Here is a 14,187-nt window from a genome sequence, read left to right on the forward strand (position 1 = left end):
GGCCGAATCGTACGAAGACGTAGGGCGCTGCGCAGATCCTTGCCTAGGGGAGGGTAACGACCGTCGCGGCGTAGACGAGACCCGCCCCGAAGCCGATGACCAGCGCGGTGTCGCCGCTCTTGGCCTGTCCGGTCGCCAGCAGCCGCTCCATGGCGAGCGGAATCGAGGCGGCCGAGGTGTTGCCGGTGGTCTCCACGTCACGGGCGACCGTGACGCTCTCCGGCAGCTTGAGCGTCTTCACCATCGAGTCGATGATCCGCATGTTGGCCTGGTGCGGAATGAAGACGTCCAGGTCCTCCGGGCTGACGCCGGCCGCGTCCAGCGCCTGCTGGGCGACCTTCGCCATCTCGAACACCGCCCACCGGAAGACGGCCTGCCCCTCCTGCGTGATGGCGGGGTAGCGGATGTCCTCCGGAGCGGTGCGCTGCTCCGGGCCTTCGCCGCCGGGCACCGGGGTGGTGCGGTAGGCGTCCCAGGCCACGGTCTGCTTGATCGTCTCGGACTTGTCGCCCTCCGAGCCCCAGACGGTCGGGCCGATGGCCGGCTCGCCTGCGGGGCCGACGATCACGGCGCCCGCGCCGTCACCGAAGAGGAAAGCCGTCGCGCGGTCCTCCAGGTCGGTCAGGTCCGAGAGCCGCTCGACGCCGATGACCAGGACGTACTCCGCCGAGCCGTCGGTGACCATGCCCTTGGCGAGCGTCAGGCCGTAGCCGAAGCCGGCGCAGCCCGCCGAGATGTCGAACGCGGCCGGCTTGCCCGCGCCGATGCGGTGGGCGATCTCGGTCGCGACGGCCGGGGTCTGCTTGAAGTGCGAGACCGTGGAGACGATCACGCCGCCGATCTGCTCGGGCGTGATGCCGGCGTCGGCGATGGCCTTGCCGGACGCCTCCACCGACATGGTGGCGACGGTCTCCTCCGGGCTCGCCCAGTGGCGCGTGGCGATGCCGGACCGCGAGCGGATCCACTCGTCGGAGGAGTCGATGTGCTTGAGGATCTCCTCGTTGGGCACCACACGCGTCGGGCGGTAGCCGCCGACGCCCATGATCCGCGCGTACGGGGCACCCTTCGCGGGCTTGATCTTCGATGTCATGCGCGGGGCGCTCCTATTCGGCCGGTGCAGCGGTGTCGGCCCCTGCCTCAGCAGCGGATGTCACTTCGGCGATCAGCGTGCGCGCCGCGTCGAGGTCATCGGGCGTCTTGAGGGCGAGGGTCTGCACGCCGGGCAGGGCGCGCTTGGCGAGGCCCACGAGCGTGCCGCCGGGGCTCACCTCGATGAGCCCGGTGACACCGAGCTCCTTGAAGGTCTCCATGCACAGGTCCCAGCGCACGGGGTTGGCCACCTGGCCGACCAGCCGCTTCACCAGATCCTGGCCGGAGGTGACCAGCTGCCCGTCCTTGTTGGAGACGTAACGGGTGTGCGGATCGGCGACCGACAGTTCGGCGGTCGCGGATTCCAGGGTCGAGACAGCAGGCGCCATGTGGTGAGTATGGAACGCACCGGCCACCTTCAACGGTACGACCCGACGGGTGCCTTCCGGCTTGTCGTCGACCAGGGCGGCGATCTGCTCGGCCGTGCCCGCGGCGACGATCTGGCCCGCGCCGTTCATGTTGGCCGGGGTCAGCCCCAGCTTCTCCAGGTGCGGCAGGATCGCGGCCTCGTCGCCGCCGAGCAGCGCGGCCATGCCGGTCTCGGTGACGGCCGCGGCCTCGGCCATGGCCAGCCCGCGCTTGCGCACCAGCGACATCGCGGCGGCCTCGGAGAGGGTGCCGGCCAGCGCGGCGGCGGCGAGCTCGCCGACGCTGTGGCCGGCGGTGGCGCCGACCCGTGCGGTGAAGTCCTCGGCGGTGGCGAACAGCTGCCGGGAGGAGACCAGGGAGGCCGCCACCAGCAGCGGCTGGGCCACCGCGGTGTCGCGGATCTCGTCCGCGTCGGCCTTCGTGCCGTAGTGGACCAGGTCCAGGTCGATGGCGTCGGACCACTCACGGAGCCGGTCTTCGACACCGGGGAGTTCGAGCCAGGGGGTCAGGAAGCCGGGCGTCTGAGCGCCTTGGCCGGGAGCGACGAGTACGAGCACCCTCACACTCTCTCTTGCGGGAGGTCCCGCCCGCCCGTGGGGACAGGGACGAAGAACCATCGGGGTAATTGTTGGTGTCCGACAAAAGTCTAGAGTTGCGTCTCCCCGTCGGCCAGACGCCCCAGGATCAGCGCGATACGGAGGGTGAACGCGGAGCGCACATCCGATGGCGACCAGCCGGTGACGTCGGTCACACGTCGCAGCCGATAGCGCACGGTGTTGGGGTGCACGAACAACATCCGGGCGGCGCCCTCCAGGCTGCTCGCCTGCTCCAGGTAGACGCTAAGCGTCTCCAGGAGCGCCGACCCGGCCTCCTCCAGCGGTCTGTAGATCTCCTCCACCAGCTGGTCCCGCGCGACCGGGTCGGAGGCCATCGCACGCTCGGGCAGCAGATCGTCGGCGAGGACCGGCCGTGGGGCGTCCGGCCAGGCGGCGCACGCCCGCAGTCCGGCGGCCGCGGCCTGCGCGGAGCGGGTCGCGGCCAGCAGGTCGGAGACCACCGGGCCGGCCACGACGGGACCGGCGGCGTACGGGCCGATCAGTGACTTCGCGGCCTTGAGGGGGTTGTCCGAGCCGCCCGCGATCACCACGAGCCGGGTGCCGAGCACTCCGGTCAGCACCTGGAGCTTGGCGTGGCGGGCGGCCCGCCGGATCGCCTCGACGGTCAGTTCGCTGTCCCCGTCGGGGGCCGTGCCGAGCAGCACGCAGACGTGTTCGGGGGAGTTCCAGCCCAGTGCCGCCGCGCGGGAGACGGCGCCCTCGTCGGCCTCGCCGGAGAGCACCGCGTTGACCACCAGGGACTCCAGTCGGGCGTCCCACGCGCCGCGCGCCTCGGCCGCCTGGGCGTAGACCTGGGCGGTGGCGAAGGCGATCTCCCGGGCGTAGACCAGCAGGGCCTCCCGCAGCACGGACTCGTCGCCCGGCGCCGCGACCTCGTCGATCGCGGTCTCCATGACCTCGATGGTGGTCCGCACCATCTCCACGGTCTGGCGCAGCGTGATCGCTCGGGTCAGCTCACGGGGCGCCGTACCGAAGACGTCGGTGCTGATCGCCTGGGGCGTCTCGGGATGCCGGAACCACTCGGTGAATGCCGCGATACCGGCCTGCGCCACCAGTCCGATCCACGAGCGGTTCTCCGGTGGCATCGCGCGGTACCACGGCAGCGTGGCATCCATGCGAGCGATGGCCGCGGCCGCCAGTTTGCCGGCCGACTGCTCCAGGCGGCGGAGGGTCGCGTAGTGCGGGTGCGCGTCGCGCGAAGCGGGTTCAGACACGGGACAAGCCTGCACTATCGGGGCGAGGGGAGTGTGCGGCGGGGCTACGGTGGCGGGATGATTCAGGTGCGCAGGGCCCAGGAACGCTACCGGGACAACGACACGGACGCCGGGATCGAGTCCCTGCACGCGTTCTCCTTCGGGCCGCACTACGATCCCGACAACCTGCGCTTCGGCGCGTTGATCGCCTGCAACGAGGAGCGGCTGGCGCCCGGCGCCGGCTTCGACGAGCATCCGCACCGCGACACCGAGATCGTGACCTGGGTCGTCGAGGGCGAGCTGACGCACGGCGACTCCGCGGGCCACGGCACGACGGTACGACCAGGCGATCTCCAGCGGCTCAGCTCCGCGAGCGGCGTGCGGCACGTCGAGCGCAACGACGGGGACGGGCCGCTGAGCTTCGTCCAGATGTGGCTGACGCCGGACGTCGTCGGCGGGGACCCGTCGTACGAGGTGGTGCGCGGCATCGCCGACGGCACTCCCTACGCGGTTCCGGGCGCCGGCGCGATGCTGCACGTCCGGCGTCTCGCCGATGGTGAGCGCACCGCCGTCCCGGACGCCGCGCGGGCGTATGTGCACGTGGTGCGGGGCGCCGTACGCATCGGCGCGGAGCGGCTGGACGCCGGCGACGCGGCACGGATCACGGACGCGGACGGGCTGGAGCTGCGGGGCGTGGCCGAGGCCGAGTGCCTGATCTGGGAGATGGGTCCGGAACCGACCTTCGGGTGAGGCGGCCGACGGATGCCGGGGACGGCCGCGGGGCCCGGCGCGCGCACCTTCGGTGGCGTCCGGGCCCCGCGGCCGTCGCTCAGCCCAGTTCGGCGAGGACCGCGTCGGTCAGCGGCGGCCACGCCTCGACCGCCCACGGACCGAAGGCCCGGTCGGTCAGCGCGACGCAGGCCGCGCCGCGACCGTCCGCGCCCGCCTCCGGGTCGACCCACAGGAAGGTACCGGACTGCCCGAAGTGTCCGAAGGTGCGCGGCGAGGAGAAGGCGCCCGTCCAGTGCGGCGCCTTGCCGTCGCGGATCTCGAATCCCAGGCCCCAGTCGTTGGGCCGCTGGTGGCCGTAGCCGGGCAGGACGCCGGTCACGCCGGGGAACGCCACGGACGTCGCCTCGGCGAGGGTCTGCGGGGCGAGCAGCCGCGGCGCCTGGAGCTCGGCGGCGAACCGGATCAGGTCGGCGACCGTGGAGACGCCGTCCTTGGCGGGCGAGCCGGGCAGCTCGGTGGCGGTCATGCCGAGCGGCTGGAGGACGGCTTCGTGGAGGTACTGGGGGAAGGGGATGTCGGTCGCCTTGGCGATGTGGTCGCCCAGCGCCTCGAAGCCGGTGTTGGAGTACAGCCTGCGGGTGCCCGGCTCGGCCATGGTGCGCTGCTCGTCGAAGGCCAGGCCGGAGGTGTGCGCGAGCAGATGACGCACCGTGGACCCCTCAGGTCCCGCCGGCTCGTCCAGCTCCACCGCGCCCTCCTCGACGGCCAGCAGCACGGCGTAGGCGGCGAGCGGCTTGGTCACGGACGCCAGCGGGAAGCGGTGGTCCAGGGGCCCGTAGGATCCGGCCACCGTGCCATCGGCACGTACGACGGCGGCCGCAGCGGTGGGCACCGGCCAGTTCTCGATCATCCGCAGGCTCAGCATGTGCCGAGCCTAACGCGCCCAAATCTCGGTCAAGTCCGCGCTTGCTTGGAGTGCACTCGAAGTCTCTAGCGTTGAAGACGTCGAGAGGATCCGGCGACCGGCGATCCGCCGCGGCTGCTCACAGGCGCTCCGGCGCGGCGGGTGCGGGCGGAAGACCAGAAGGGGGAGACGCGGTATGACGGTGACACACAGCGAACCTGCGGTGGGCGGCGCGCTCGCGACCGGTGACCGGCAGGGGAGGGCGGACGGCCGCACCGAAGGACCGGGGGGCCCGGTGCGCGACTGCTCCGCCTCGCCGGCCCATCCGCGGCCGGCCGGCCGCGACCAGTACACGATCAGCGAGGTGGCAGGTCACACCGGGCTGAGCGCCCACACCCTGCGCTGGTACGAGCGGATCGGCCTGATGCCGCATGTGGACCGCACGCACACCGGGCAGCGCCGCTTCACCAACCGCGACCTGGACTGGCTGAGCCTGGTGACCAAGTTGCGGCTGACCGGCATGCCGGTCGCGGACATGGTCCGCTACGCCGAGATGGTGCGGGTCGGCGAGTCCACCTTCGCCGCGCGTGAGGCGCTGCTGACCGCGCACCGCGAGGACGTACGGCAGCGCATCGCGGAGCTGCAGAGCACGCTGGACGTACTCGACTACAAGATCGACATCTATGCCGACGCCCGGCGGGCGTCCGAGAGGTTCTGAGGATCCATGGGTAGCGAGAAGATCGAGACGGTCGAGCTGGGCACCGGTGGCCCGCGGGTCGGGGTGCAGGGGCTCGGCTGCATGGGGATGAGCTTCGCCTACGGCCCGACCGATGCCGACGAGGCGCGGGCCACGCTGGAGCGCGCGCTGGAACTCGGCGTGACGCTCTTCGACACCGCGGATGTGTACGGCATGGGGGAGAACGAGAAGTTCCTCGCCCCGTTCCTGAAGGAGCACCGCGACGAGGTGGTCCTCGCCACGAAGTTCGCGCTGTCCTACGACCCCGAGAACCCGGCGCAGCGCGTCATACGCAACGACCCCGCCTACATCCGGCAGTCCGTCGAGGCCAGCCTGCGGCGCCTCGGCTTGGACGCGATCGACCTGTACTACATGCACCGCCGCGATGCGCACATCCCGATCGAGGAGTCGGTCGGCGCGATGGCCGAGCTGGTGGCCGAGGGCAAGGTCAAGCACCTGGGGTTGAGCGAGGTGACCGGCTCCGAGCTGCGTGCCGCACAGGCGGTGCACCCGATCGCGGCCCTGCAGTCCGAGTGGTCGTTGTTCAGCCGGGATGTGGAGGACGGCGTGGTGACGGCAGCGGCGGAGCTCGGCGTTGGCTTCGTCCCCTATTCGCCGCTCGGCCGCGGCTTCCTGACCGGCTCGTTCGTCAGCGCCGACAAGGAGCTGACCGAGGACGACTTCCGGCGTCAGCAGCCCCGCTTCACCGGCGACAACGCGACCGCGAACGCCGCCCTGCTGGAGCCGGTCCGCAAGGTCGCGAAGGCCCATGACGCGACGCCGGGCCAGGTCGCGCTGGCATGGCTGCAGCAGCAGGCCGAGGCCCGTGGACTGGCCGTCGTACCGATCCCGGGCACCCGCAAGCGCAGCCGGATCGAGGAGAACACCGCCGCCACGCGGATCACGCTGGGCACGGAGGACCTCGCGCTGCTGGAGCCGATCGCGGGGCAGGTCGCCGGCGAGCGGTACGCGGACATGACGTTCACGTCGGCCGGGCGGGAGTAACTCCGGCCTGCTGCCGGGGTGTCCTCCCCTGCCGCGCATCCCCGCGTCACCGCTCCCGTCCCGGTGGCGCGGGGTCACGCCAGCCCGAGGGCGAAGGCGCCGAAGCACGCGGCGAGGACGGCCGCCAGGGCGCGCCGGAACCGGGTGACACCCGTCCACGGCGCCTCGAAACGCCGGGTGGCGGCGCCGATCAGGACCAGCGCGGCGGCGAAGACGGGGAGCCAGGCGAGCCGGACGAGGATCCAGCCGGCGGTCTCGGGCGCCGTCGTGAGGCCGGGGACGGTGCCCGCGAAGGACGCGGGCACCGCGGCCGAGAGCATCGCCGTCTGGTGCCAGCACAGAATCGTCATCGCCGAGAGGTTGACGACCACGACCGGGGCCCACAGGGCGGGCCTGCGCAGGAGCCGCGCGAGCCGGTCGCGCAGCAGGATCGCGGCGCCCGACTGCGCCGCGGCAAGCGCGAGGACCAGCAGCGACGGCGGGTGCGAATTGGTACGGGACGCACCGGGCACGCCGACCATGCTCGCCGGGTAGTGGAAGAAAAGCAGCAGCGCGGCGAAGAGCGCGGCACCGCCGAGCAGCAGCGACAGGGCAGCGCGTGCGCCGAGCCGCTTCTCTCCCCAGGAGACGCCCAGTTGGTAGGCGAACAGCCACCCTGGGAGGAGGTTGAGCAGGCTCAGCCAGGACGGCACCGCATCGGCGAGGGGGCCGTAGCGCAGCAGGTCGACGAGGGCGACCGCGGCGAGCAGCGGAGCCGCGGCCCAGGCGCCCCACCGGCCCGCGGCGCGCAGGCAGTACGGCGTCAGCGCGGTGACCACCGCGTAGACCCCCACGAACCACAGGGGCTGGATGACCAACGTCGCCCCGGTCCGCAGCGTCGGCTCCGGCACGCCCAGGGCGTACAGAACGGGGATCAGCATCGCCCAGAGGGCGGTGACCGCGAGCACCGGGCGGCCCAGCCGCAGCAGCCGGCCGCGCAGCCAGACGCCGGTGGAGCCGCCCCGTTCCGCGTGGCGGCGCAGCGAGAGCACCGAGGCGTGGCCGCCCACCAGGAAGAAGATCCCGAGCATCTGGAGCACCCAACTGGCGGGCGAGAGAAAGCCGAAGGCGGACAGCGGGCTCGCGTTGTGCAGCGCGCCCTCCGTGTCGAGGGTGAACCCGCCGAGCAGCCAGTGGCCGGTGGGCACGGCGAGCAGCGCCAGGGCGCGCAGGCCGTCGAGTGCGCGGTCGCGATGTGCGGGGGTGCGGTCCTCGATCGCGTGGACCGCGCCGCGGACCGTACGGCGCAATGGGATACGAAGTGCGGTGGCCATGAGGCGTCCTCGGGTGAGAAGTGACGGCGGACGGTCGGCGACCGGGGCCGGGCGGGCTCAGCGCACGTCGGCGTAGTGGCCCAGGGCGATGGCGGCGAAGCTGCGGAGGGAGTCCGTACCGGGCGCGAGGTAGCCGGTGTGGCCCTCGGCCCGAGCGGCGGAGACGTGCCGGGCGCCGAAGCCGGGGCCGGTCGGGTCCGCGCCGTGGCCCATGCCCAGCAGCTCGACGTTCGGAATGTCGCCGATCCAGTCGGACGCGTCGCGGGCCGCCCAGACCCGTGCGGTGGTGCGCAGGTCCGCGACGCTGTCCTGGCGCATGCCGGGGGAGGCGAAGACAACCAGGTCGGCGAGGTCGCCGCGGTCGAGCCGCGGTACGGCAAGCCCGCAGAGCACCGAACCGTAGCTGTGGCAGAACACCGCGGGGGCAGGCGTGCCGGCCGCGGCCAGGCCGGACAGGAAGCGGGCAAGCCGCGGCGCACCGGCCTCCGCGAGCCGGCCGGTCGCCGCGTCGGGACCGACGCCGACGGGCGTGGTGTAGCCGACCCAGGCGATGACGGCGGTACGGGTGCGGGGGGCGTCGGCCGCCATCCGTGCGCGCAGCGACCTGGCCATTCCGGTGGGGGTGCCGTACGGGTCCTTCGCCCGGTCGAAGGAGGTCAGGTCGATGTCCGAGCCGGGCACCACCACCGCGGTGCGCTGCGCGGTGGTCAAGTCGCCGTGCACCTCGGCCACTTGGCCGCGACCGCGCGGATCGAAGGCGAGTATCCGCCGGCCGGGCGTGAGCAACCCGGCGCAGCGGTCGGCAGCCTCCCTGGCCCGCTGGTGGTCCTGGAGCGTGGCCGCCGGGTCCTCGGCCAGGGCGAGCTGCCGACGGCGTTCGGCGCGCAGAGCCAGGGCGTTGGCCTCGTACCGCAGCGCTACGGGAGCGCCGTCGAGGTTGCCGACGGTCAGCGGATGGCGGACCGCGAGGGCGTGCCGCTGACTGCCGGTCAGCGAGGCGAAGAAGCGGGCGACATCGGCGGGTGCGGCGCTCGCGGGGTCCGGCAGCCGCACCCCCAGGGCGTGGTCCGCGCGCCAGGCGGCGGCGCCCGGCGCGGGTCCGGTGACGGCGGTCTGCGCCGATCCGGCCGCCCAGCCGCCGGTCGCGGCGGCGATGGCCGCGGCAACGGCGGCGGCGACGACTGTGCGCCTACGGCGTCGAGCGGTGGTGCGCGGCACGGACATGGTGGCGTCTCCCTCTTTCCGTCGGTGGGACGGAGGGAAACGTAGAAAGCCGTTGGGTGACGGGGCGTCACACCGCGGAGCCAACTCCCGGGTGATACCGGGGTAGGGGGTGCCGCGGCCTCTCGTCCTCAGGGAGGACGGCCGCCGCCTCGGGGAGGACGGCCGTGCGGGGGTGCGGCCCCGTCACCGCTCGCCGGGCGTGACCAGCCCCGACTCGTAGGCGAAGATCACGGCCTGGGCGCGGTCGCGCAGCTCCAACTTGGCCAGCACGCGCCCGATGTGGGTCTTCACGGTCTGCTCGGCCAGGACCAGGGTGTCGGCGATCTCCTGATTGGACAGGCCGCGCGCGATCAGCTCCAGGACCTCCGTCTCGCGAGGGGTCAGTCCGTTCAGCCGCAGCGCGGCCCGGTCCTTGCGGGGAGCGGGCCTGCGGCGGGCGAAGTCGGCGATCAGCCGCCGGGTCACCGACGGCGCGAGCAGCGCCTCGCCGGCCGCCACGACGCGCACCGCGGAGATCAGATCGGCCGGCGGCGCGTCCTTGAGCAGAAAGCCGGAGGCCCCCGCCCGCAGCGCCTCGTAGACGTAGTCGTCGACATCGAAGGTCGTCAGCATCAGTACCTTCGGGCGATGGGTGACGCCGACCGGCGGGTCGAGCAGCTGCCGGGCCGCCTCCAGACCGTCCATCTCCGGCATCCGGACGTCCATCAGCACCACGTCGGGGTGCGTACGGCGACTGAGCTCCAGGCCCTGGGCGCCGTCCGGCGCGTCGCCCACCACGTCGATGTCGCTCTGGGCGGCGAGCAGCGCGGCGAAGCCCGCCCGCACCATGGCCTGGTCGTCGACGATGATCACCCGAGTGGTCATGCGGATCCGGAATCCTTCGCTGGGAGGGGAGTTGCCGAGGGGGAGGGCACGGCGAGGGGGAGCCGGGCCGCGACGCGGAAGCCGCCGTCGGGCAGCGGCCCGGTGTCCAGCGAGCCGTCCAGCAGCCGCACCCGCTCCCGCATACCGACAAGACCGTGCCCGGTGCCGGTGGTCTCCAGCGGTGCGGACGGCGCGGGGGGAGCGGAATTGACGACCAGTACGGTCAGCCAGGAGCCGCCGGCCGTGGCGGTCACCGACACCCGGGTCGGCGCACCCGGGGCGTGCCGTACGACGTTGGCCAGCGCCTCCTGCACGATGCGGTACGCCGACAGATCGGCGGCCGGCTCCAGCGCCACCGGCTGCGCGGGCAGCGCCAACTCGACCGGCACACCCGCCCGTACGGTCCCCTCGACGAGCTTGGGCAGCTGGCCGAGGCCCGGCTGCGGGGTCTTCTCCGGGCCGCCGTGCCGCTCCGTCTCCTCGCTGCGCAGCACCCCCAGCAGGCGGCGCATCTCCGCCAGCGACTCCCGCGCGGTCGCGGCGATCGACCCGAACTCCTCCTGCGCCTCCCGGGGGATGCCGCTGATCCGATAGGGCGCACTGTCGGCCTGCACGGTGATCACCGACATGTGGTGGGCGACGACGTCGTGCAGCTCGCGGGCGATGCGGGTGCGCTCCTCCAGCAGCGTGCGGTGGGCGCGCTCGGCCTCGCTGATGGTCTCCTGCTCGATCAGCTTCCGCTGGGCGTCGCCCCGTTCCCGCAAGGTGGCGCCCATCAGGAGCGTCACGCCGCTGAGGACGAAGAGCAGCACCCAGGTGCCGGCCGTGCCCGCGTGGGCGAACAGCTCGAAGAGGAAACCCACCACGCCGGTCGTCAGCCAGACCGCGATGAGCGTGCGGCGGCGCTCGCGCAGCGACAGCGCGGCCATCAGCGCGAGATAGCCCACGATCACCATGGGCGGCCAGGGCCAGGCGTGGCCGGCGAGGCGGTCGGCGCCGAGGAGCATCAGGGCGCACATGACATCCGCGGCGAAGATCACCCACCAGGCCTGCAGCGGCCGGCTCACCGCGAGCAGCAGCGGCACGGTCTGCGCGGTCGCGAGCCCGCCGGCCGGCCCGCCGCTCATTCCGTAGTCATCGGTGAGGACGGTCACCGTCGTCGGCAGCAGGGAGATCGCGAATACGCACGCGACCAGGTACGGCAGCCGGCGCAGCCAGGGGTTCTGCACCGTGCCGAACAGGGGCGTACCGGGGGTGGTCGGGGTGCCGAGTTCCACGGCGAGGACGCGCAGCGCCTGCCGCACGGCGCGCAGGAACCGGGCGCGGGCCTGCCCGCGGTCGGTGGCCGGGGCGGATTCGGCTTGTGTGGGAAGAGATCGTCGAGGCATCGCGAGTCCATCCAAGCGGACCGCGACTGCCGGGGCGTCATACCAGGGTCGCGGCTTGCGACCCGTACCACGGTATGACGTCCGGGCCCCGCGGCAGCGGCACCGGCCGAGTCCTGGGGCGTGTCCGCCCTAGAGCTCCGCGAGCAGGTCGGCCTTCTTCGTGCTGAACTCGTCGTCCGTCAGCAGCCCCGCCTCGTGCAGGTCGCCGAGGTGCCGTATCCGGTCGGCGATGTCGGCGGGGTCCCGCCGGGTGTCCCCGGCCCGGCGCATCGGCTCGCGGTCGGTGCTGTCCGCGACCGCGCCGGCTGCCCGTACGGCCTGGAGGACCGCGGCGGCGAACGGCAGCGATTCGTGCACCGGGCCGTAGCCCAGCCCGAAGACGACCGCGGCCGGGTCCTGGTCGGCCTCGCCCGGACCGTCGTCCCGGTCCCCGCGCCCCAGCAGCCGCAGATAGCCGTGGAAGATCTCCGGCGAGCGCCACTCCACCCCGGTCAGCTCGCCGACCGGGAAGCTCTGGTCGCCGCTCTTCCACTTCGCCGAGGACGCCCCCGTCCAGAACCAGCGGAAGGCGACCGAACTGCCGTCGAAGGAGGCCTTGGCGTCGTACGCCTTGAAGTGCATCGGAGGCTCAGGCGCGGCCACGAGATGCCGGTCGGCCGGCTTGAGGGCATCGGGGCCCAGCACGCCGCGCAGCTCGTCGGCGTAGAACTCCGCCAGCGTCTCGCGCTCGGCCGGCAGCACCAGCCGGTAGGGATCGGCGTCCTCCTTCAGCTGTCCGTCCGCCGCCTCCATCAAGGGATCGGCGCCGTGCCTGGGCACGGCGTGCAGCACGACCGTGCCGCGTCTGCCCTGGGACAGCTCGACAGACCTCAGCGCCTCGTACGGAATGCGTCGCTCGCCGAGCGCCTGGAACAGCCTCGGCCTGCGGATCCCCCGTTCGAAGCGGATGAGCACGGAGTCGGTGTCGAACTCCCAGACGGCGTGAAAACCGGCCAGCACATCACCCATGCGGCTCATCGTATGCGGGCGGTCGCCCGCCCGTCCCCCTTCCGCACACCTTGCGCTACGCGCGTCCGCGAGCCCCGGTCCGTCTCCTTGTGCGCCCTCGTCGCCGCGACGACGCCGGATTCGGCAGGCGCGGCCCGTTCCCGGGCGCCGGGCCGTGCCTGCGGACACCGGTCGTGCGGCATTCGGCCGTCACACAAGGTCGGTGCTGCAGCGCGGGTCGTCGGTCGCGCAGTCGACGGAGTCGCCGGCGCCGACCCCGACCAGGGCGAAGTTCTGCAGGCTGTGGGTGCCGGGCGCGAAGTAGCCGGCGTGGGGGGGGGGGGGGGGGGGGGCCCGCCGCCCCCCGGCGGGGGGGGGGGGGTCCGCGGGGCCGCCCGGGGGCGGGCCCCGCCCCCCCCCATAACGGACGGGAGCGCCCCGCGCGGGGGCCGGCCGGCCCCCCCCCCCCGCGGGGGGTTTGGGGGCGGGGGGGGGGGGCGGGGCGCCCCGGCGCGGGGGGGCCCGCGCGCCCCCCCCCCCGACAGGACCCGCGAGCCGAAGGCGGGATCGACCGGGTCCGCGCCGTGGCCGAGACCGCCCACCTCCAGATACGGCACGTCCGCGATCCAGTCGTCCGCGTCCCGCATCGCCCAGACCCGGGCCCGGGTGTTCAGGCCGGAGAGGCTGTCGGCGCGCATCCCGGGGCTGCCCGCCACTGCGATGTCCTCGACGTTGGAGGGCAGGTTCCGGGCGGCGACGCCGCAGACCACGGACCCGTAGCTGTGGCAGAACAGCGAGACCGGGCGGCCGTTGGGCAGCGACTGCACCAGGCCCTGCAGCCGGACCGCACCGGCCTCCGCCATCTGGCCGGTGGCGGCCCCGACCCCGAGTCCGGCGGGCGAGGTGTAGTCGGCCCAGGCGATCACGGCGGTACGGGTCCCCGGGCGGGCGTCGCGCTCGGCGTCGTACAGGGAGCGCGCCATGCCGACGGGCGCGGTGGTGGCCCGTGCGGTGCGCTCGAAGGTCGAGAGGTTGGTGTCCACACCGGGCACCACGACCGAGACCCGGTCCGCCTTGTTGAGGTTGCCGAAGACCTCGGCCGCCCGGCCGCCGCCGGCCGGGTCGAAGGCGAGGATCTGCCGGCCGCTGGTCAGCATCGACTCCAGCCGGTGCATCAGCCGTCCCGCCTCCTGGCGGCCGACGGGCGTGAGCTTGCGGTCGCCCATGCGCTGCCGCTCCTCGGCGCGCGCATGGTCGATCGCCAGGCGGTTGGCCCGGTAGCGCAGCTGGACGGGGGCGCCGCCCATGTTGCCGACGACCAGCGGATAGCGGGTGGCCAGCTGCTTGCGCTCGGCGCGGTCGAGCGAGGAGAAGAAGGCCCGGAGCTTCGACGGGGCGGCGTCCGGGTCGGGCAGCGGACGGCCGTGGAAGGTGGCGTGCTGCCAGGCGGCCTTGGCGGTGGCCAGCGGGTTGGCGTCCCCCTTGCTGCCTCTGATCGCTGTCCAGCCGGTCATCGCAAGCATCACGAAGACCACCACCAGGGCGAGCGCGGCGCGCCAGGCGGGGGACTGCAGAAAACCGGAGGAGGGGCCGAGCCCTGGGAAGGAAGTCACCGCGAGCCACCCTAGGAGACGCGACAGGGTGGCCGCTGACCTGGTGAGTCATCTCACGTTTCACGGTGGGTATAACGACCAAATCGGACAGCG

Annotated in this window: 12 protein-coding genes and 1 pseudogene; 3 read left to right on the forward strand and 10 right to left on the reverse strand. The window is 73.3% G+C overall.

Going from position 1 to position 14,187, the window contains the following annotated elements; all coding sequences use genetic code 11:
* Positions 1-43 precede the first annotated feature (43 nt).
* The 3 genes from ACGFZW_RS06995 to ACGFZW_RS07005 form a co-directional block, all read right to left on the reverse strand.
* Positions 44-1,090 carry a ketoacyl-ACP synthase III gene (locus ACGFZW_RS06995; protein ID WP_393891998.1) on the reverse strand — a complete coding sequence of 349 codons (1,047 nt, stop codon included), beginning with the start codon at positions 1,088-1,090 and terminating at the stop codon, positions 44-46.
* Between the two features lie 13 nt (positions 1,091-1,103).
* Positions 1,104-2,075 (reverse strand): ACP S-malonyltransferase, encoded by a 972-nt coding sequence (locus ACGFZW_RS07000; protein ID WP_393892361.1) that lies wholly within the window; start codon positions 2,073-2,075, stop codon positions 1,104-1,106.
* Positions 2,076-2,164: 89 nt separating this feature from the next.
* The gene (locus ACGFZW_RS07005; protein ID WP_393891999.1) at positions 2,165-3,349 is read right to left on the reverse strand and encodes a PucR family transcriptional regulator; all 1,185 of its coding nucleotides are present in this window, start codon (positions 3,347-3,349) and stop codon (positions 2,165-2,167) included.
* Positions 3,350-3,406: 57 nt separating this feature from the next.
* On the opposite strand from ACGFZW_RS07005, the gene ACGFZW_RS07010 reads away from it, so the two are divergent.
* Positions 3,407-4,078, forward strand: coding sequence for a pirin family protein (locus tag ACGFZW_RS07010; RefSeq protein ID WP_393892000.1), 672 nt, complete (start codon positions 3,407-3,409; stop codon positions 4,076-4,078).
* Between the two features lie 79 nt (positions 4,079-4,157).
* On the opposite strand, the gene ACGFZW_RS07015 is transcribed toward ACGFZW_RS07010, so the two are convergent.
* On the reverse strand, positions 4,158-4,985 hold the full coding sequence (locus tag ACGFZW_RS07015) for a serine hydrolase domain-containing protein (RefSeq protein WP_393892001.1): 828 nt from the start codon (positions 4,983-4,985) through the stop codon (positions 4,158-4,160).
* 175 nt (positions 4,986-5,160) lie between these two features.
* Here ACGFZW_RS07015 and ACGFZW_RS07020 point away from each other — a divergent pair, with 175 nt between their 5' ends.
* Positions 5,161-5,682 carry a MerR family transcriptional regulator gene (locus ACGFZW_RS07020; RefSeq protein WP_393892002.1) on the forward strand — a complete coding sequence of 174 codons (522 nt, stop codon included), beginning with the start codon at positions 5,161-5,163 and terminating at the stop codon, positions 5,680-5,682.
* Between the two features lie 6 nt (positions 5,683-5,688).
* Positions 5,689-6,705 carry an aldo/keto reductase gene (locus ACGFZW_RS07025; protein ID WP_393892003.1) on the forward strand — a complete coding sequence of 339 codons (1,017 nt, stop codon included), beginning with the start codon at positions 5,689-5,691 and terminating at the stop codon, positions 6,703-6,705.
* A 74-nt stretch (positions 6,706-6,779) separates the two neighbouring features.
* On the opposite strand, the gene ACGFZW_RS07030 is transcribed toward ACGFZW_RS07025, so the two are convergent.
* From ACGFZW_RS07030 to ACGFZW_RS07055, 6 genes and pseudogenes are all read right to left on the reverse strand, one after another.
* Positions 6,780-8,018: an acyltransferase family protein gene (locus ACGFZW_RS07030; RefSeq protein WP_393892004.1), complete on the reverse strand. Its 1,239-nt coding sequence runs from the start codon at positions 8,016-8,018 to the stop codon at positions 6,780-6,782.
* A gap of 57 nt (positions 8,019-8,075) precedes the next feature.
* Positions 8,076-9,242, reverse strand: coding sequence for an alpha/beta hydrolase (locus tag ACGFZW_RS07035; protein ID WP_393892005.1), 1,167 nt, complete (start codon positions 9,240-9,242; stop codon positions 8,076-8,078).
* 183 nt (positions 9,243-9,425) lie between these two features.
* Positions 9,426-10,106 (reverse strand): response regulator, encoded by a 681-nt coding sequence (locus ACGFZW_RS07040; RefSeq protein WP_393892006.1) that lies wholly within the window; start codon positions 10,104-10,106, stop codon positions 9,426-9,428.
* The gene (locus ACGFZW_RS07045) at positions 10,103-11,494 is read right to left on the reverse strand and encodes a sensor histidine kinase (RefSeq protein WP_393892007.1); all 1,392 of its coding nucleotides are present in this window, start codon (positions 11,492-11,494) and stop codon (positions 10,103-10,105) included. The genes ACGFZW_RS07040 and ACGFZW_RS07045 overlap by 4 nt, the downstream gene beginning before the upstream one ends.
* Positions 11,495-11,623: 129 nt before the next feature.
* Complete coding sequence (locus ACGFZW_RS07050) at positions 11,624-12,502, reverse strand: DUF4429 domain-containing protein (RefSeq protein WP_393892008.1); 879 nt, start codon at positions 12,500-12,502, stop codon at positions 11,624-11,626.
* A gap of 500 nt (positions 12,503-13,002) precedes the next feature.
* A pseudogene (locus ACGFZW_RS07055) lies at positions 13,003-14,094 on the reverse strand (alpha/beta hydrolase); the annotation flags it as partial.
* Positions 14,095-14,187: the final 93 nt, after the last annotated feature.

The organism is Streptomyces sp. NPDC048248 (assembly GCF_043201875.1).
In the GTDB taxonomy this organism is placed as follows: domain Bacteria; phylum Actinomycetota; class Actinomycetes; order Streptomycetales; family Streptomycetaceae; genus Streptomyces.

Coding starts and splice junctions, on each gene's coding strand:
- ACGFZW_RS06995 (WP_393891998.1), bottom strand. CDS start 1,090: ATGACATCGAAGATCAAGCCCGCGAAGGGTGCCCCGTACGCGCGGATC.
- ACGFZW_RS07010 (WP_393892000.1), top strand. CDS start 3,407: ATGATTCAGGTGCGCAGGGCCCAGGAACGCTACCGGGACAACGACACG.
- ACGFZW_RS07015 (WP_393892001.1), bottom strand. CDS start 4,985: ATGCTGAGCCTGCGGATGATCGAGAACTGGCCGGTGCCCACCGCTGCG.
- ACGFZW_RS07020 (WP_393892002.1), top strand. CDS start 5,161: ATGACGGTGACACACAGCGAACCTGCGGTGGGCGGCGCGCTCGCGACC.
- ACGFZW_RS07025 (WP_393892003.1), top strand. CDS start 5,689: ATGGGTAGCGAGAAGATCGAGACGGTCGAGCTGGGCACCGGTGGCCCG.
- ACGFZW_RS07030 (WP_393892004.1), bottom strand. CDS start 8,018: ATGGCCACCGCACTTCGTATCCCATTGCGCCGTACGGTCCGCGGCGCG.
- ACGFZW_RS07035 (WP_393892005.1), bottom strand. CDS start 9,242: ATGTCCGTGCCGCGCACCACCGCTCGACGCCGTAGGCGCACAGTCGTC.
- ACGFZW_RS07040 (WP_393892006.1), bottom strand. CDS start 10,106: ATGACCACTCGGGTGATCATCGTCGACGACCAGGCCATGGTGCGGGCG.
- ACGFZW_RS07045 (WP_393892007.1), bottom strand. CDS start 11,494: ATGCCTCGACGATCTCTTCCCACACAAGCCGAATCCGCCCCGGCCACC.
- ACGFZW_RS07050 (WP_393892008.1), bottom strand. CDS start 12,502: ATGGGTGATGTGCTGGCCGGTTTTCACGCCGTCTGGGAGTTCGACACC.